Consider the following 18,173-nt stretch of genomic DNA (forward strand, 5'->3'; position numbering starts at 1 on the left):
TCCTTTATGCTTCCAGCATGTCGCGGGGCACCTTAAAAACCGCTTTACGGACTTCCGCAGGCGCGGCTACCGCGCACAGCGCCTGATGGGGTTCTCCGGGCATAAACAGGGCGAAATCGCCGCCGTGCAGCGTGATGGCAACCGTGTTCCGCGGCTGCACCGTGATATACAAATCAGGTTTACGCTCCTCATCATCGGGCAGAGAGACGGGTAAACTACCGGCATAAATACGCTCGTGACCGTCCAGCACGACCTGAATATCGGCCCATAGCCGGTGATACTCGGTGTGCCGCTCGCTATCGGGCTGGGTAGGCGAAACGCCGACGGTACAGAACCAGCGACAGCCATCCGGCTGCCAGCGGCCGTCGCCCCGCTCGCGCAGTGCGGAGAGTGAACAGTCCGGACGGGAGAGCAGTTGGCGAATCGCCGTGGGTAGCCCCGCCAGCGGCAGGGCATCAAGATTTCCGATGATCATTGCGCGGATCCTTTTACCCAGTCCGGCGTAATGCGGACGTATTTGATTGCCTGGCGGAAATAGGTGTAGGCAATATGCAGCTTGCCGTCCGCGCCTTGCTTGATGGTGGGATACGAGAACTCGCGGTTGCGCTTGTCGAGAGAGTTGTTGGTCATGCAGTAGCCGTCACCTTCATCGAGGTTGCGCTGCCAGGGCCAGCTCTTCCCGCCATCCGCTGAAATTGCCACCGTCATTGGCGCGCGCGGCGCGCCCCAGAAGGCGGTTTTTCCGTGCGTGATCTCTGGCTCCTGGCGGGAGCTGTCGCCGTCGTCAATTTCATCGTAAAGTGACGCGCGACGTTCCAGCGCCCCCTCGGCGCTCATCATGTTGAAGATCAACGCCAGTTCGCCGTTTTGGAGGGTGGTAACCTGAATCGAGGAGTTATTGTTAGGCAGCACCGTGGCTTCAGGCGCGGACCAGCTTTCACCGCCGTCCGTTGAACGGCTGCAATAGATGTTGTCGGCCCAGCGGCTGCGGAATAGCGCAATCAGCGTACCGTCAAGCAGGGCGGTAATGTTCATATGCACGCAGCCGAGGCTGTCCGGCACCGCCACATCGCGCCAGCTTTTACCGTCGTCATCTGAAACTTTCACCGCGCTGATATCATCATTGCCCACCCATTTCACTCCCGGTTGCGTACGGCAGTAGAACACCGGCAGCAGCCAGCGGCCGTTGTCGAGCACGGTAATGGGCTGGCGGATAAATGTGCCCGGCTTATCGAGCAGCGTGTCGATATCTCCCCAGGACTGACCGAGGTCGCGGGACTGGCGATAGCGGACGATGGCCGTATCCTGATTACCGGAAATTTGCGCCGTCCACAGAAGCCAGAGCGTGTTATCCGGCGCGAGAAACAGCACCGGGTTTTGTTCTGAGCGGCTCTCGTCGTGGGACAGTTTTTCCGCCGGGCTCCACTGCTGACTTCCCGCCTGCAGTCGCGAGCCCCATACCGAGATATCGGCAATACCTTCCTGAGTGCCGCCAAACCAGACGCACATCAGCGAGCCGTCTGGCAGCGGCAGCAGGTTCGCCGCATGGTTCTGCGGGCAGGCTGCCGGCAGCATGGCTGTTTCAATCGTTGCGTCCTTGCTGTCCGGGCGAATTTGCCCGTCACAAAGTAGGGTTACAGACATAATCAGACTCCATTGTTTTAATGAGGGTTTTATTTATTAACTTCCAGTGGTGCTAATGCTTTTTGTTCGCTTGATGCATGAGGCGTTTTTTTATTTCGCATAATGTTGATGACTTCAACGGTTAACGAAAAGAAAATCGCGAAGTAGAGATAGCCTTTGGCGATATGTATTTCCAGGCTGTCGGCAATCAGTAATACGCCGACAAATAATAAGAATGTTAATGCCAGTATTTTTATTGATGGATTATCATTAACGAAGTCGCCGATGGTTCTGGCGGCAAACATCATCACGCCCACCGCAATCATAACGGCGGCAATCATGATAAAAATGTGTTGTGAAAGCCCTACGGCGGTAATAACAGAGTCGAGGCTGAACACAATATCCAATAACATAATCTGAATAATGGCGCCGGTAAAAGAGAGCTGGCGCTGGCGTTCGCCATGATTTTCTTCGTGCTGTCGTAGCTCGGCGGCGATCTCCTGTAATGATTTGTAGATCAGAAACAGGCCGCCAGCGAACAGGATTAATGTCCGGAAAGATACCGTTAAATGGTAAACTGAGAACAGAGGCGCGGTGATGTGCGCCAGCCAGGCAATGGACACCAGCAGCAGAATACGCATGACCATCGCGCCGCTCAGCCCCAGCTTGCGTGCGCTATTTTGCTGTGCTGGGGGGAGTCTGGCCACCACCAGTGAAAGAAAAATAATATTATCAACCCCAAGAATAATTTCCAGAAACGTCAGCGTCAGCAGCGTGAGCCAAATATCCGGATCTAACAGCCATATCAGCATGGATAAAAACCTTTAATCAATTAAATAACAGGTGAGTACGTTATATCTCGAGAATATTGTTCGTTAAACAATACGAATGCTGTTACCCTTTATTCGCCTGTCATACAGGCGAATAAAGGCTGTTAATAGCCATGGCGTGTATTAAAAATAAATACTCAGCAATGTTCGAGTGGGCAGTTTAACGATAATTATGCGTAATTTGTTTTATTTGCTCTATGTGTTGTGAAGAGAATTGAACGGCGTAGCGGCTATTACCGACCTCATGCCCCATTATCTGCAACGCTTTTTTGACGACCGCCGGTGAAAAGGCAATTTGATAAAGCTGGCTACGTAGACCGGTGACATTTTCTTGTGCCTGATGAGAGCCCGCAATATCGCCCTGTTCAAAACACGACCAGATTGCGTTAATTTCTGCGGCGGCGACGTTTGCCAGCCCGGAAATACAGGCGGAGCAGCCGTCAACAAAGCCCTGGTGAATCAGCGAGTCGGGGCCGTTGAGCACATCAAAATCGGGCAGATCGCGTACCACATCAAGAAAGCCTTTCAGGCTCTCGTAGCTGCCAGCGCTGTCTTTAATACCGATAATGTTCGGATGCTGCGCTAACTCGCGGACGGTTTGTGGTTCGATAGTGTTGCCGGTTCGCGCCGGGATGTTGTACAGAAAAACCGGCACGTTGAGGGCATCGGCAACGGCGATGTAGTGGGCTTTCAGCTCATCCTGTTTTAAAGGGACGAACCAGGGCGTAATCACCGACACCGCATCGACGCCCAGCGCGGCAATTCGCTGTCCGAGGCGAATGGTTTCGCGGGTTGAAATCTCGCCAATGTGGGCGACAACGGGGACGCGTCCGTTGGCTTGCGCCACGCAGGCGGCGGCGATGGACACTTTTTCATCCTCGTTCAGCACAAAAAACTCACCGTTGGTGCCGCCGCAAAAAATGCCGTTGCCTGCGGCAATCTGACGGTCAACCTGACGTTTGAGCTCGATAAGATTCAGCGCACCGTCCGGGTCGAAGGGGGTTACAATCGCGGTTAATACGCCGCGGATAGCATGATTCATGGTGCTCTCCTTGTTGAATTAGCGAAGGGGGAATAACGTCTGATAGATGGCCTCAATGTCGGGCTTGCTGAGCTGACACGGCGCGTTATTCATCAGGCGCTTAACGTTCAACGCCGCGTCGCTCAGCGCAGTAATGCTTTCCTTTGGGACACCAAGGGTGGCAAGGTTGTCCGGCAGAGGCAGCTGTTTGACTAATGCTGCCAGCCATTCCACCAGCGCGAGCGATTTGTCCTGCGGGCTGAGCGTGGTGTCGGCGTCGGGGATCAGGTCCCAGACCTGGGCAAATTTATCGACCACGGCGGGGCGAATCGCCGCCATACACGGCGCCAGAAGAATGGCGTTGGCGACGCCGTGCGGCAGGTGATAAGTACCGCCGAGCGGATAGGAAAGGGCGTGGACCAGATGCGTGCCCGCATGATTGATGGCCACGCCGCCGTAGTACGATGCCCAGAGCATTTCGAGCTTTGCCATCAAGTTCTGCGGTTGGAAAACCGAAATTTCAATATTGCTCAATAGTTTGCGCAATCCGATAAGCGCAGCGTTATCGCTTACCGGGTTAGCGACCGTAGCGGTATAGCATTCCAGCAAATGGCACAGCGCATCGATGCCCGTGGAGGCCGCGATAGCGGCAGGCATACTGGTGGTCAGTTCCGGCAGCAGCGCCACGTAGTCCGGCAGCAGAACCGGCGAGATAATCCCTACCTTAGTATTGTGTTCCTCTATTCCCAGAATGGCGTTCGGAGTGGCTTCAGAACCGGTCCCCGCCGTGGCCGGTATCAGCAGCGAAGGCATTCTTGCCTCTGGCTTAATGCCTGCCAGCAGCGCATCAAGCCCCGGCGATTGTGGATGCAGCAGCACGGAAAGCAATTTAGCCACGTCCAGCACGCTCCCACCGCCGATACCGACAACCAGATCGGGCTGCCAGTCGCCTACGCCCTGACATATGCGCGATACATCATGTTGGCTGGGTTCTGCGGGAACGTTGTCGACGGCGCGCAGTTCACCACCTTCCGCTTCGAGGATCGTTCGGATCCGCTGTGCGGCTTCCAGATGCCCGACGTTGGTATCGGTTACCCACAGTAGTTTCTGTTTACCCGCCAGCAGCGGAACCAGCGCCGTAAAGGCACCTGCTCCGCCGATCAACGTGCTGTTAATCGTTGCCACATTATTCTCCTTATTGATGATTGAAATTAATCATCTTCTGTTCTTGTCTCTCACATCATGGCGTGAATTTATAATTTATCTCGAGGATTAATAACTTGATGTTGCTCACACTTAATCAATTGTGATTGAATATAATCAATGTCGGGTTGGACATAGGAAAAGGGATAACGATGCGCAGTTGCAACAACACGGTTCTGGTGCTGGCAGATGACTTTACAGGGGCCAATGACGCAGGCGTTTCACTGGCTGAGGTGGGAATGCGGGTTGATGTCGCTTTCCGCGCCGATTATCAGGGGGATGCCGATGCGCTGATTCTTAACAGCGATAGCCGTGCGTTCACGGCAGAGCTGGCCGTGGAACGGGTAGAGACGTTGTTAACGGGGGCGCTGTCCCGGTTTCATCCGCGCCGGGTGATGAAAAAAATAGATTCCACGCTACGCGGCAATATTGGCGCTGAAATAGCGGCCATGACGCGGGTACTGGGCTGCGAGCTGGCGATACTGGCACCCGCCTATCCGCGTGCGGGAAGGGTGACGCAGGGCGGCTGTTGTTACGTCAACGGCCAGCCGTTGAGCGCCACCGAGTTTGCCAGCGACCCGAAGACACCGGTCATTGATGCCCGAATCGACACGCTGGTGGGACAACAAACCTCCCTGCCGTGCGAGGAGATGACGGTGGCTACATTGGCGGCGGCGATACAGAAACCTGGTGCGGGCCCAAGGGTATTGATTGTCGATGCGACGACGGACAGCGAGCTGGACGATATTGTCTTACTCGCGGCGCAGTATGCGCCTGGCGCGCTGTTGGTGGGATCAGCCGGGCTGTGCGAAGCGCTGGCGAGAAACCTTTCAGGGGCGAGTCGGGAGCCGCTGCTGGCGCTTGTCGGTTCGATGAGCGAAATCGCTCAACGTCAGGTTGCCGAACTGGCGGGGCATCCGCGGGTCCAGCGCGTTGATATCGATGTGATGAATGCGTTTTCTGCTAGCGCCGCGGCTGACGCGCAGCGCATTGCTCGCGTGATTGTTCAGGGACACCACTGCGTGATGACCACCGCGCCAGACGGCGCGGCGCGAGAAAACATCGAGCAACGGTGCCGTTCGCTGGGGCTGACACGCGCGCAGTTTGGCGAACAAATCTGCCGTTATCTCGCCGATGTCGTTAAGCAGGTGCTGGCGACGTGCAGTCCCGGCGCACTGTACCTGTCGGGGGGCGACGCGGCGATTGCCGTTGCCACCGCCCTAAACGCTTCAGGGTTTCATATTACCGGCCGGGTCGCTCAGTGCGTACCGTACGGTCATTTTCTGGGCGGCAGTTGGCAGCGCCTGGTCATGACGAAAGCAGGAGGCTTCGGCAGTGAAACAACATTGCGCGAAGTTGTGGATTTTATTGAGGAGAAATTGAGTGACTAACATCATTGCGGTAACGATGGGCGACCCGGCGGGCATTGGCCCGGAGATTATTATTAAATCGTTGATTGAAGGGGACCTGAATGGCGCGCCGGTGGTTGTGATTGGCTGCGTGAAAACATTACGCCGTATCCTGGCGCTGAACATTACGCCACCGGCTGAACTGCGGGTGATTAAACACCCTGCGGAGGCCCATTTTGCACAGGGCCGTATTCATATTATTGACGAACCGCTGGCCGATCCTGATGGACTGGTACCCGGCGTGGTACAGGCGGCAGCGGGGGATTTGGCCTATCGCTGTATCAAAAAAGCGACGGCGCTGGCGCTGGCGGGCAAGGTAAAAGCCATTGCAACCGCGCCGCTTAATAAAGAAGCATTACATCTTGGCGGGCACCACTATCCCGGGCATACCGAAATGCTTGCCCGTCTTACGGAGACAAAAGATTATGCCATGGTGCTGTATACCGACCGTCTCAAGGTGATTCATATCTCGACCCATATTTCAATGCGTCAGTTCCTCGATACGCTGAATCAACCGCGCGTGGAGACGGTCATTCAGGTGGCCGATCGTTTTCTTAAACGCGTTGGTATTCAGCAACCGCGTATCGCGGTCGCGGGCGTCAATCCGCACGCGGGAGAGAACGGGCTGTTTGGTGATGAGGAGATCCGTATTGTCGCGCCAGCGGTAGACGCGATGAAGGCGCAGGGTTTGAGGGTCACCGGGCCGTGTCCGCCGGATACGGTCTTTATGCAATGCCACGAAGGGCAGTATGATATGGTGGTGGCGATGTACCACGATCAGGGGCATATCCCGCTGAAACTGCTCGGTTTTTATGATGGAGTTAACATCACCGCCGGGCTACCGTTTATCCGGACTTCCGCCGATCACGGAACGGCATTTGATATTGCCTGGACAGGTAAAGCTAAGTCTGCGAGCATGGCAACCTCCATTGCGCTCGCCATGCAGATAGCACAGGAATAACATGAAGGGATATAACCGGTTAGAGAAGATTATGGACTTTCTTAAAAGCCATAATCTGGTCACAGTAGAGCAGCTCGTTGCGGCGACCGAAGCGTCGCCAGCCACCGTTCGCCGCGATCTGATTAAACTCGATCAGGAAGGGGTAATCAGCCGCACCCACGGCGGCGTGACCCTGAACCGGTTTATTCCTTCCCAGCCTACGACGCTTGAAAAATCGCAGCGAAGCCCGCAGGAGAAGCAGGCTATTGCCAGCGCGGCCGCAGCGCTGGTCAAACCCGGCGACTCCCTCGTTCTTGATGCGGGCACCACGATGATTGAACTGGCGCGGCAGATCACCCATTTGCCGCTGCGCGTCATCACCAGCGATCTGCATATCGCCTTGTTCCTCGCCGAATTTAAGCAGATTGAGGTTACGATTATCGGTGGCCGTATCGACGACAGTAGCCAGTCGTGTATTGGTGAACACGGGCGGCAACTGTTGCAGAACGTCTGGCCGGATCTGGCGTTTGTGAGCTGTAACGGCTGGGACCTCGAGAAAGGCATTACCGCGCCGACGGAAGAAAAGGCGGCGTTAAAACGCGACTTAATCGCCAACGCCCAGCGGCGGGTGCTGCTGGCGGATAGTTCAAAATACGGCGCCTGGTCACTGTTCAACATTGCGCACCTGAATTCGCTGACTGACATTATAACGGATGCGCATTTGAGTGACGACGTACGTCGTCAACTGCAACCGATATCGCCCCGGTTAACCATCGCCGGTTAGCCGGGGGACAGGTCTACGGCAGCAAGGCGATATTTGTCTTAATCACCTCGACCGAGCGGGCGAATTTCTCTCGTTCGTCCGCCGCCAGCTGTAGCTCAATGACCTGCTGAACGCCGCTTTGCGCCAGAACCGCCGGCACGCCAATGGCCACGCCGTTCACGCCATATTCACCGTCAAGAATGCAGGAAATAGCCAGTGCGCGGTGGCTGCCGGTAAAGACGTTGCGGCAGATTTCGGCAATGGTGCCAGCGATGCCGTATTCGGTGCAGCCTTTACCCGCATAGATTTCGAACCCCAGCTTGCGCACGCTATCGGCCATTGCCTGACGATCGAGCTCGCGGCCGGTACGACGTTGATAAACCTGGCCAATCGGAGAGCCGTACACCGAGGAGTGCGACCATACCGGGAACTGGCTATCGCCATGCTCGCCGAGAATAAAGGCATCAATACTCTGTGCGCCAATATCCAGATCCTGCGCCAGCTTGCGGCGCAGGCGGGTAGTATCGAGCCAGACGCCGGTGCCGATCACCTGGCTGCGTGGCAGACCGGAAAGCTGCCATACCTGCCACGTAATGATGTCGCACGGGTTCGTAGCAATCAAAAAAATACCGTTAAATCCGCCGGCCATCATCTGCGGCACAATACTGTGGACGATTTTGGCCGTGCTTTTTAATTCATCCAGCCGCGTCTGGCCGGGTTTCAGCGCACCGCCGGAAACGGTAATGACGGCGATATCCACATCGGCGCAGTCGCTGGCGTCGCGGCAGGAAATCGTCATCATGCCGGGCATATAAGCGGCCGCGTCGCTGAGATCCTGCGCGTGGGCCTCGGCGCGGGTTTTATTGAGATCGACCAGGATCAGTTCTTCGCAAATATTCTGATTCAGCAGCGCATAGGCTGCGGATGCGCCAACGTTGCCGGCGCCGATGATCATCACTTTACGGGCTTTCGTATTCATGAATCTTCCATTGTATGGCCAAACGACGGGAATAAAGCTACTCGTTAACAAGCGGTTAGCGCAAGTGTCTGCGGACAATATAAGTTAATGCTATGAGCGGCGGCGAGAGGGAATGGTAGAGTGGCAAGATAATCACAAACAGGAGCCTGCTATGTACGCTTTCATGCTTACATCTCCCGCTGAACCCGCCGTAGTGCGCCTGATTGCTGCGCTAGACCAATATCAGTCCATGCTTTATCCAGCAGAAAGTAATCATCTTCTGGACTTGTCGATGCTACCTGCCGAACAGGTGATCATTCTGCTCATTCGTCATGGCGAGAAGGCAATCGGCTGCGGTGCCGTGGTGATGGGGGAAGACGGCCATGGTGAAATGAAGCGGGTGTTTATCGAGCCGACGCACCGGGGTAAGCAACTGGGCGAGCGGCTGCTGGTGGAGCTTGAAACGGTGGCGGTGCAGCGTGGCTGCACTCTGTTGCGCCTGGAAACCGGAATTCATCAGCATGCGGCAATTCGCCTGTACACGCGATGCGGCTATCGCAGCTGCGAAGCCTTTGCACCGTACTCACCGGACCCGCTCAGCGTATTTATGATGAAACCGCTGGCGTCTGAGGCTCATCCAGCAACGCAATAAACGCTTCCAGCTGGCGGCTCATCGCGCCGCGTCGCCACACCAGCCAGGTGGTTAACCAGCGCCATTTCTCCGCCAGCGGCCAGGCGCTGACCTGATGATGACCGGGCATACTTTCCAGCATACTGCGCGGCATCAGCGCCAGCCCGGCGCCAGCGATAACGCAGGCCAGCATACCGTGATAGGACTCCATCTCATGAATACGCCCGGGCGTGGCTCGATCGGCGTGAAACCAGCTTTCAAAATGCCGACGATAAGAACAGTTGGCGCGAAACGCATAAATGCTGGCGCCGTTGACGTCGCTGGCGCGGGTAATGGGAGGATGACCGTGGGCGGCGACAATCATCATCTCTTCCTGATAGACCGGCATGCCATCAAGGCCGGGGTGCATCACCGGTCCATCAATAAAGGCCGCGCTCAGGGTGCCTTCCAGTACGCCATCGGTCATCGTACCGGATGGGCCGGTAGCGAGATCGAACTGGATTCGCGGATAGCGTTGATTATAGCGGGCCAGCGTCTGTGGGATGCGCACCGCTGCGGTACTTTCCAGCGCGCCGAGTGCAAATAACCCCTGCGGTTCGTCACCGGCGACCACCATGCGTGCTTCATCGACCAGGGCGAGAATTTGCTGACTGTAACGAAGGAAACTGTGTCCCGCGGGCGACAGACGCAGGCGCTGATTTTCCCGAATAAACAGCTCAACGCCAAGATCGGCCTCCAGCTGGCGAATACGGGTCGTCAGGTTGGACGGTACGCGGTGAACTTTCTTTGCGGCCTGCGTGATACTGCCGCTTTGGGCGACAGCGTTAAACATTTCCAACTGAGTTAAATCCATGCGTATTCTCGTATCGTGAATTGGGTGGTTAATATTATTCAGTTTTCATAAACGGAAGAATAGGTGAGTATGTGACCACAACGCAATCAATCAGAGAGAAAAAGATGACTTCACCTGCAACTCATGCCGTCTCCGTGAACCCGATGAATGGCGAAACGATTTCCGCGCTGCCGTGGGCGTCCTCTGCTGACGTGGATCGGGCGGTGACGCTGGCGGAGACGGCTTTCCGTCAATGGCGTAAGACCTCCGTTGCGCAGCGTGCCGATGCGCTGCGTTCGATTGGCCGCGTGCTGCGCGAGCGTGCCGAAGAGATGGCGCAATGTATTACCCGCGAGATGGGAAAACCTATTAAACAGGCGCGTGGCGAAGTGGCGAAATCAGCCCACCTGTGCGACTGGTATGCTGAACACGGCCCGGCCATGCTCGCCACCGAAGCGACCCTGGTTGAAAATCATCAGGCGGTGATTGAGTACCGTCCGCTGGGACCGGTGGTGGCGGTGATGCCGTGGAACTTTCCGCTGTGGCAGGTGCTGCGCGGTGCGGTGCCGATTATGCTGGCGGGGAATAGCTATTTATTAAAACATGCGCCGAACGTGATGGGCTGCGCGGCGCTGATTGGTGAGATTATCACCCAGGCAGGCGTACCCGCTGGCGTTTTTAATTGGGTGAATGCCACTAACGATGGCGTCACGCAGATCATAAACGATCCGCGCATTGCGGCGGTCACGGTCACCGGTAGCGTTCGTGCGGGTAAAGCAATAGGCGCTCAGGCCGGTGCGGCGCTGAAGAAATGCGTGCTGGAGCTTGGCGGCTCCGATCCGTTTATCGTGTTGAATGATGCCGATATCGACCTGGCGGTACAGGCGGCGGTAACGGGGCGCTATCAGAATACCGGGCAGGTGTGCGCCGCGGCGAAACGATTTATTGTCGAAGCGGGTATTGCCGATACCTTCACCCGGAAGTTTGTCGATGCCGCCGCGCAGTTGAAAATGGGCGATCCGCGTGAGGAAGACAACTATCTTGGACCGATGGCCCGTTTTGATTTGCGCGATGAGCTTCACAGTCAGGTGATGGCCACCGTCAAAGAAGGGGCTAGCCTGCTGTTGGGGGGGAGAAGTGCGGCGGGGAAGGTAACTTCTACCCGGCAACCGTGCTTGCCAACGTAACGCCGACGATGACCGCCTTCCGACAGGAAATGTTTGGCCCGGTCGCTGCGATCACCGTTGCTCGCGACGCCGATCATGCGCTGGCGTTAGCCAACGACAGTGAGTTTGGGCTCTCTGCTACCGTCTTTACTGCCGATACGGCGCAGGCGCAGCGTTTTGCTGATGAGCTGGAGTGCGGTGGCGTATTTATTAATGGCTATAGCGCGAGCGATGCCCGAGTGGCGTTCGGCGGCGTGAAAAAGAGCGGCTTTGGCCGCGAGCTGTCGCATTTTGGCCTGCGTGAATTCTGTAACGTTCAGACGGTATGGAAAGATCGCCGATAAGCGAAACGACGTAGCCATTTCGCTCTGTTATACTTCCAGGCCGAAAATAGCCTGTGGGCAAGGAGTGTGAGTGGCTACGGTTATCAATAATGCCATGCTGGCGTCTGTCCTCGACGACGTCAGGCCGCTGATTGGACAGGGGAAGGTGGCGGACTACATTCCGGCGCTGGCCTGCGTCAGCGGCAAAAAACTGGGGATCGCGATCAGCACCGTTGACGGGCAGCACTTTAGCGCCGGTGATGCGAACGAGCGATTCTCTATCCAGTCAATTTCTAAAGTCCTGAGTCTGGTGGTGGCGATGAACCACTATCAGGCTGAGGAGATCTGGTCCCGCGTTGGTAAAGATCCGTCCGGGCAGCCGTTTAATTCCCTATTACAGCTGGAAATAGAACAGGGGATCCCGCGCAACCCGTTTATTAACGCCGGGGCGCTGGTGGTCTGCGACATGTTACAAGGGCGTCTTAGCGCGCCGCGTCAGCGGATGCTGGAAATTGTGCGTAAGCTGAGCGGCGTATCCAGTATTGGTTATAACGCACAGGTGGCGCGCTCTGAGTTTGAACATTCTGCGCGCAATGCGGCCATTGCCTGGCTGATGAAATCGTTCGGTAACTTCCACCAGGATGTCACGACGGTATTGCAGAACTATTTCCACTACTGCGCCCTGGAAATGAACTGCGTGGAGCTGGCGAAGACGTTTTTGTTTCTGGCGAATCAGGGGCAGGCGCTGCACCTCGACGCGCCGGTGATCACGCCGATGCAGACGCGTCAGGTTAATGCGCTGATGGCGACCAGCGGCATGTATCAGAATGCCGGCGAATTTGCCTGGCGGGTGGGATTGCCGGCAAAATCCGGCGTCGGCGGCGGGGTGGTCGCCATCGTGCCGCACGAAATGGCGATTGCCGTCTGGAGCCCGGAGCTGGATGAAGCGGGCAACTCGCTGGCGGGCGTTGCTGCCCTGGAAAAACTCACTCAGCAGATAGGACGTTCAGTTTACTGATGGACACGCTTGATAGCTTATTTGCCCGGCTGCAGCGCTCAACGTTTCGCAGCCGTTTTCGCCTTGGGGTGAAAGAACGGCAGTATTGTATTGATAAAGGGCCGGAGGTGATTGATAGCCACGCGGCAGATTTTATCGCCAACCGCTTAGCACCTGCACAGCCGATCAACGACGGTAAGCAGACGCCAATGCGCGGTCATCCGGTGTTTATCGCCCAGCATGCCACGGCGACCTGCTGCCGCGGCTGTCTGGCAAAGTGGCACCATATTCCGCAAGGTCAGGTCCTCAGCGATGAGGCGCAGCGCTATATTGTCAGTGTTATTCACCATTGGCTGGTGATTCAGATGAATCGTCAGGATCGGTAGCACGTCTAAGATTATTCTGAATAGCTATCGATTTTGATAGCTTGATCGGCGTTCCGGCTCTTAATAAGATGAGCCGGGCGCCGTATCGGAATAAATTGCGTTATGAATAGTTTTGACAAACTTATTACGAATAGTGAGGTGGCGGGAGCCCGGTTTGTCAGACGGATGTATCTGATGCGGATGCTCGGCACTTTCCTGTGTTTTCTACCGATTCTTTCCGTCCTGTCTGAGCATCACCGGCCGGTTTATCTTCAGGTCTTGCTTGCCATTAATGCCTTTATCTGGCCGACGGTTGCCTATCTGCGCGCGATACGTGCGCCGATACCGCGTTTGGTGGAGCAGCAAAATTTGCTGCTGGATGCTGGCGTCGGTGGCTTCTGGATAGCCATGATGTCACTGAACCCGCTACCCTCGGTAACGATAGCGACCATTCTGCTCACCGACAGGCTTTCCGCCGGTGGGGTGACGCTGATGCGTAAAGCGGCATTCATGCTGGTTTCCTGCTTCGCCCTTAGCTGGGTTCTGACCGGCATGCCTTTTATTGGCTATGTTTCTCAACGCACTATGCTGGCGACGCTGCCGCTGATTTCCTTATATGTACTTGCCTTAAGCCTGCTGACTGATGGTATTGCCGTCAGGCTGCGGCTGAAGAGTCAGGAACTGGAGCGTATTGCGATGCTCGATCCGCTGCTGGATATCGCCAACCGCCGCCTGCTGGAACAGCGTATTGCGTGGGAACTGGTGCGCCTGCAACAGCACTGTGGCCACTCGCTGCTGATGTTTATCGATCTGGATAACTTTAAAGAGATCAACGATCGCTATGGGCATAAAGTGGGCGACGTCATGCTTAAAACCGTCTCACAAATTTTGCAGATGGCGACGCGTGCTACCGATACGCCCGCGCGTTTAGGCGGCGACGAGTTTGTTATCCTGCTGCCCGATACGTCGCTGGAAGAAGGGCGGTCGATAGCTCAGCGGATTATGGATGCTACATCGCCGGTCACCGAACGTCCGGACCACTCTCAAACGTTGACGCTCAGTATCGGTATTGCCGAAGCGCTGCCGGAGATGCTTGAAGTTTCGGACTGGTTGCAGGCGGCGGACAATGCGCTGTATGAGGCCAAACGGCGCGGTAAGAACCAGATTTTTGCCCATTAATACCGATAAGAAAATGCGATGGCGGCTTCTGTTGTGTTGTCAACTTGTTAACGTAAAATCGGTGGTACCCCTTTTTCGGAGATCGCCATGAATTCAATGTACTCGCTTCATATCTTTTCTGAATCCGATATCCTTTCACATCTTGATGCGTTGTCCGGCGTGCTGACAAACTGCGTTAACGGCGGCGCATCCGTCAGCTTTATGCTGCCGTTCAGCCCGGAAACCGCACAGCAGTTCTGGCAGCGGACTGCCGGTAGCGTGGCGCGAGATGAGCGTGTCGTGCTGGTCGCTAAAGATGTCGACCAGCATATCGTCGGGACCGTACAGCTGATTGTTGACCAGCCGGAAAACCAGCCGCACCGCGCCGATGTCGCGAAACTGTTAGTGCATGAACGTGCTCGTCGCGGGGGGATTGCCCGTGCGCTAATGCAGCGCCTGGAAGCGGTCGCCGTTGACAGGCATAAAAGCGTGCTGGTGCTGGATACGGCGACCGGTAGCGGGGCGGAAAGTTTCTATCAGCGCTGCGGCTGGCAAAAGGTGGGGGAAATTCCGCGCTATGCCTGTATGCCGGACGGTGAGTTGACGGCGACGTCGATTTTTTACAAATTTTTATAGACTCGCTATTTATTCTCTCACTTTTGATCAAAACAGGGTTTCATAAGCGGAAAATCTGATAAGTTATTAGACCAATTGAGCAGGTTGTATGACTAATCCAGAAAGGAACCCATTGTGAAAACACTGAACCGCCATGATTTCCCCGGTGCCCAATACCCTGAACGTATTATCCAGTTTGGCGAAGGAAACTTCCTGCGCGCGTTTGTCGACTGGCAGATTGACCTGCTGAACGAACACACTGACCTGAATTCAGGCGTGGTTATCGTTCGCCCGATTGCCAGCGACTTCCCGCCTTCTCTGAGTACTCAGGACGGCCTGTACACCACAATTATTCGTGGTCTGAATGAAAAGGGTGAGGCGGTCAGCGATGCTCGCCTGATCCGTTCGGTGAACCGTGAAATCAGCGCTTATAACGATTACGCAGAATTCCTTAAGCTGGCTCACAACCCGGACATGCGTTTTGTGTTTTCCAATACCACCGAAGCGGGTATCAGCTATCACGCGGGCGACAAGTTTGATGACGCCCCGGCGGTAAGTTATCCGGCGAAACTGACACGCCTGCTGTTCGAACGCTTCAACCATTTCAACGGCGCAGCCGATAAAGGCTGGGTGATCATTCCTTGCGAACTGATTGATTATAACGGTGAGGCGCTGCACGAGCTGGTGGTTCGCTATGCGCAGGAGTGGGCGCTGCCGGCCGAATTCATGACTTGGCTGAATGAATCAAACGCTTTCTGCTCTACGCTGGTGGACCGTATCGTCACAGGATACCCGCGTGATGAAGCGGCAAAACTGGAAGCGGAGCTGGGTTACAAAGACGGCTTCCTCGATACCGCTGAGCACTTCTATCTGTTTGTGATTCAGGGGCCAAAATCCCTCGCCAGCGAACTGCGTCTCGACAAGCTTGCACTTAACGTACTGATTGTTGACGATATTAAACCGTATAAAGAGCGTAAAGTCGCGATTCTGAACGGTGCACATACCGCCCTAGTGCCGGTGGCCTATCAGGCCGGTATCGATACCGTGGGTGAAGCCATGAATGATGCGGAAATCTGTGCATTTGTTGAAAAAGCGATTTATCAGGAAATTATTCCGGTGCTGGATCTGCCGAAAGACGAGCTGGAATCCTTTGCCAGCGCGGTTACCGGTCGTTTTCGTAACCCGTACATCAAGCATCAGCTGTTGTCTATTGCCCTGAACGGTATGACAAAATTCCGTACCCGCATTTTGCCGCAGCTGCTAGCAGGGCAGAAGGCCAGCGGTAAGCTGCCTGCACGCTTGACCTTTGCGCTGGCTGCGCTGATCGCTTTCTATCGCGCGGAACGTAACGGGGAAGCGTATCCGGTACAAGACGACGCGCACTGGATCGAGAGTTATCAGCAGCTATGGGCGCAGCATCGTGACCACCAGATTACTACCCGCGATCTGGTCAGCGCGGTACTTTCCGTGAGCGAACATTGGGAACAAGATCTTACACAGGTTTCCGGATTGGTCGAACAGGTGGCAACCGATCTTGACGCGATTCTGACTCAGGGAATGCGTAAAGCCGTGCAACCGCTCTGCTAACGGCGGTTCAACGCTTATCAAGCCCGGCTCCGGCCGGGTTTTCTATGGCCGTAACAAGGCAACTTAGTTACAACATACATATTTTCTTTTATCACTATCCCACTGAAACACCGAGCATAAACCGCGTAACAGCCCATAAAGGGCTTCGCTAGCATACCATTTCACCGTCAGTACCGCTTGAATACATGACGTAGATCACGTTTAATATACAATTCATTAACCTGATTGATATCAAAATGATCGTTCGTCCTCACCAGCACTGGCTGGCCCGTATCTTTGTCTGGCACGGTTCCGTGCTGCCGAAAATCTTTTCGCGGTTGCTGCTTAACTTCCTGCTATCGATAGTCGTGATCCTGATTTTGCCCTGGTATTCTTCGCTGGGGGTGAAGCTGACGGTCGCCCCGTTCAGTATTCTCGGCGTGGCCATTGCCATATTCCTGGGTTTTCGCAATAACGCCTGTTATTCCCGCTACGTTGAAGCCCGTCAGCTTTGGGGACAACTGATGATTGCCTCACGCTCTTTGCTGCGTGAGGTAAAAAACACGCTGCACGACGATCCGCATCTGAATGAATTTGTGGGTCTGCAAATTGCGTTTGCCCACTGTCTGCGTCTGACGCTACGCCGCCAGCCTACGCGTGCGGTGCTGGCGAAGTATCTTTCCGAATCGCATCTTCATGAGGTGATGACCGCCCAGTCGCCGGCAAATCGTATTTTGCTGATTATGGGGGAGTGGCTGGCTCAGAGGCGTCGGGCAGGGCAACTGTCGGATATTCTGTACCATAGTCTGAACATTCGCCTCAACGATATGTCCATCGTGCTGGCCGGCTGTGAACGTATTGCCAATACGCCGGTGCCTTTTGCCTATTCCCTGATTTTACATCGCACCGTGTACCTGTTCTGCATCATGCTGCCGTTCGCGCTGGTTGTTGACTTACACTATATGACGCCATTTGTCTCGGTGCTGATTTCGTACACCTTTATCTCTCTGGATACGCTGGCGGAAGAGCTTGAAGAACCCTTCGGTATGGAAAATAATGATTTACCGTTGGATGCTATCTGCAACGCTATCGAAATCGATCTGCTGCAAATGAACGATGAACCCCAGATACCTGAGCGCCTTACCGTCGATAAGCATTACCAGCTCAGCTAAGAGGAAAAACGCGTGACCGTAATCATTCGTGCCATACAGGCTGAAGATAAAGCGCAGTGGTTGGCGCTATGGCAGGGTTACAACACTTTTTATGGCGCGACACTGGCCGACGATGTCACGGAAAACACGTGGCAGCGAATGCTCAATCCGCAATCGCCTGTTTTTGGCCGAGTGGCGGTGGTAGAAGGGCGCGTGACCGGTTTTGCCCTGTGCGTATTACACGAAGGCACGTGGGTGACCCAACCCATCTGTTATCTGGAAGACCTGTTCGTGGACCCGTCATTTCGTGGCCTGGGCATTGCCCGGCAACTCATGCATTTCGTGCTAAATGAAGCCAAAGAACAGAAATGGTCGCGTTTCTACTGGCATACGCGTATTCATAATCCTGCCCGTAAGCTTTATGATGAATTCATCTCCGCAGATGATTACGTACGTTATTGTGTTAGGCTGTAAAGCCAGGATGCAGAATAAATCATTAAGGTTTTCCCTGTTTAATGGTTGCACCGACATAAGGAGAATCAAAATGGAAAAACGAATCGAGACTGCCGTTAACATCATTCTGTTCATTTCACTGTTCGCTACCGCCTGGGATCTGTCGCTG

The 18,173-nt window shown here is 55.1% G+C and carries 18 protein-coding genes and 1 pseudogene; 12 read left to right on the forward strand and 7 right to left on the reverse strand.

What is annotated here, in order from left to right; all coding sequences use genetic code 11:
- Positions 1 to 4: 4 nt before the first annotated feature.
- From H7R58_RS11315 to H7R58_RS11335, 5 genes are all read right to left on the reverse strand, one after another.
- A complete protein-coding gene (locus H7R58_RS11315) occupies positions 5 to 475 on the reverse strand; it encodes a NanQ anomerase/TabA/YiaL family protein (protein ID WP_182934733.1) in 471 nt (156 codons plus the stop codon).
- Positions 472 to 1,644: a sialidase family protein gene (locus tag H7R58_RS11320; protein ID WP_182928936.1), complete on the reverse strand. Its 1,173-nt coding sequence runs from the start codon at positions 1,642 to 1,644 to the stop codon at positions 472 to 474. The genes H7R58_RS11315 and H7R58_RS11320 overlap by 4 nt, the downstream gene beginning before the upstream one ends.
- Positions 1,645 to 1,673: 29 nt before the next feature.
- Positions 1,674 to 2,435, reverse strand: coding sequence for a TerC family protein (locus tag H7R58_RS11325; protein WP_182928935.1), 762 nt, complete (start codon positions 2,433 to 2,435; stop codon positions 1,674 to 1,676).
- A gap of 178 nt (positions 2,436 to 2,613) precedes the next feature.
- Positions 2,614 to 3,495 carry a dihydrodipicolinate synthase family protein gene (locus tag H7R58_RS11330; RefSeq protein ID WP_182928934.1) on the reverse strand — a complete coding sequence of 294 codons (882 nt, stop codon included), beginning with the start codon at positions 3,493 to 3,495 and terminating at the stop codon, positions 2,614 to 2,616.
- A gap of 18 nt (positions 3,496 to 3,513) precedes the next feature.
- Positions 3,514 to 4,659: an iron-containing alcohol dehydrogenase gene (locus H7R58_RS11335; protein WP_182934734.1), complete on the reverse strand. Its 1,146-nt coding sequence runs from the start codon at positions 4,657 to 4,659 to the stop codon at positions 3,514 to 3,516.
- A 170-nt stretch (positions 4,660 to 4,829) separates the two neighbouring features.
- On the opposite strand from H7R58_RS11335, the gene dtnK reads away from it, so the two are divergent.
- From dtnK to H7R58_RS11350, 3 genes are read left to right on the forward strand one after another with little or no spacing between them, the layout of a single operon-like run.
- Positions 4,830 to 6,068, forward strand: a complete 1,239-nt coding sequence (gene dtnK, locus H7R58_RS11340; protein WP_182928932.1) for a D-threonate kinase — start codon at positions 4,830 to 4,832, stop codon at positions 6,066 to 6,068.
- Positions 6,061 to 7,047 carry a D-threonate 4-phosphate dehydrogenase gene (locus H7R58_RS11345; RefSeq protein ID WP_182928931.1) on the forward strand — a complete coding sequence of 329 codons (987 nt, stop codon included), beginning with the start codon at positions 6,061 to 6,063 and terminating at the stop codon, positions 7,045 to 7,047. The genes dtnK and H7R58_RS11345 overlap by 8 nt, the downstream gene beginning before the upstream one ends.
- Position 7,048: 1 nt before the next feature.
- Positions 7,049 to 7,810: a DeoR/GlpR family DNA-binding transcription regulator gene (locus tag H7R58_RS11350; RefSeq protein ID WP_182928930.1), complete on the forward strand. Its 762-nt coding sequence runs from the start codon at positions 7,049 to 7,051 to the stop codon at positions 7,808 to 7,810.
- Between the two features lie 13 nt (positions 7,811 to 7,823).
- Here the strand turns inward: H7R58_RS11350 and H7R58_RS11355 are convergent, their stop codons facing one another.
- Positions 7,824 to 8,768 (reverse strand): L-lactate dehydrogenase, encoded by a 945-nt coding sequence (locus H7R58_RS11355; RefSeq protein WP_182928929.1) that lies wholly within the window; start codon positions 8,766 to 8,768, stop codon positions 7,824 to 7,826.
- A gap of 151 nt (positions 8,769 to 8,919) precedes the next feature.
- On the opposite strand from H7R58_RS11355, the gene H7R58_RS11360 reads away from it, so the two are divergent.
- A complete protein-coding gene (locus H7R58_RS11360) occupies positions 8,920 to 9,399 on the forward strand; it encodes a GNAT family N-acetyltransferase (RefSeq protein WP_106930626.1) in 480 nt (159 codons plus the stop codon).
- Here H7R58_RS11360 and ptrR read toward each other — a convergent pair.
- On the reverse strand, positions 9,353 to 10,231 hold the full coding sequence (gene ptrR / locus H7R58_RS11365; RefSeq protein ID WP_106930628.1) for a putrescine utilization regulator PtrR: 879 nt from the start codon (positions 10,229 to 10,231) through the stop codon (positions 9,353 to 9,355). The genes H7R58_RS11360 and ptrR overlap by 47 nt on opposite strands.
- Positions 10,232 to 10,335: 104 nt before the next feature.
- Between ptrR and sad the strand changes: the two are divergent.
- The 8 genes and pseudogenes from sad (at position 10,336) to H7R58_RS11405 (ending at position 18,025) form a co-directional block, all read left to right on the forward strand.
- Positions 10,336 to 11,720, forward strand: a pseudogene (sad, locus tag H7R58_RS11370) (succinate-semialdehyde dehydrogenase).
- A 70-nt stretch (positions 11,721 to 11,790) separates the two neighbouring features.
- Positions 11,791 to 12,717 carry a glutaminase B gene (gene glsB, locus H7R58_RS11375; protein ID WP_106930632.1) on the forward strand — a complete coding sequence of 309 codons (927 nt, stop codon included), beginning with the start codon at positions 11,791 to 11,793 and terminating at the stop codon, positions 12,715 to 12,717.
- A complete protein-coding gene (locus tag H7R58_RS11380) occupies positions 12,717 to 13,082 on the forward strand; it encodes a DUF4186 domain-containing protein (protein WP_106930634.1) in 366 nt (121 codons plus the stop codon). The genes glsB and H7R58_RS11380 overlap by 1 nt, the downstream gene beginning before the upstream one ends.
- Positions 13,083 to 13,247: 165 nt before the next feature.
- Complete coding sequence (locus H7R58_RS11385) at positions 13,248 to 14,240, forward strand: sensor domain-containing diguanylate cyclase (protein WP_182930638.1); 993 nt, start codon at positions 13,248 to 13,250, stop codon at positions 14,238 to 14,240.
- A gap of 87 nt (positions 14,241 to 14,327) precedes the next feature.
- The gene (locus H7R58_RS11390; protein ID WP_182928928.1) at positions 14,328 to 14,855 is read left to right on the forward strand and encodes a GNAT family N-acetyltransferase; all 528 of its coding nucleotides are present in this window, start codon (positions 14,328 to 14,330) and stop codon (positions 14,853 to 14,855) included.
- 114 nt (positions 14,856 to 14,969) lie between these two features.
- The gene (locus H7R58_RS11395) at positions 14,970 to 16,421 is read left to right on the forward strand and encodes a tagaturonate reductase (RefSeq protein ID WP_182928927.1); all 1,452 of its coding nucleotides are present in this window, start codon (positions 14,970 to 14,972) and stop codon (positions 16,419 to 16,421) included.
- A gap of 236 nt (positions 16,422 to 16,657) precedes the next feature.
- Positions 16,658 to 17,572, forward strand: a complete 915-nt coding sequence (locus H7R58_RS11400; RefSeq protein WP_106930642.1) for a bestrophin family protein — start codon at positions 16,658 to 16,660, stop codon at positions 17,570 to 17,572.
- Positions 17,573 to 17,584: 12 nt separating this feature from the next.
- A complete protein-coding gene (locus tag H7R58_RS11405) occupies positions 17,585 to 18,025 on the forward strand; it encodes a GNAT family N-acetyltransferase (protein ID WP_106930644.1) in 441 nt (146 codons plus the stop codon).
- Positions 18,026 to 18,173: the final 148 nt, after the last annotated feature.

Origin of the sequence: Klebsiella sp. WP4-W18-ESBL-05 (genome assembly GCF_014169075.1) — a bacterium.
GTDB lineage: Bacteria > Pseudomonadota > Gammaproteobacteria > Enterobacterales > Enterobacteriaceae > Kluyvera > Kluyvera ascorbata_B.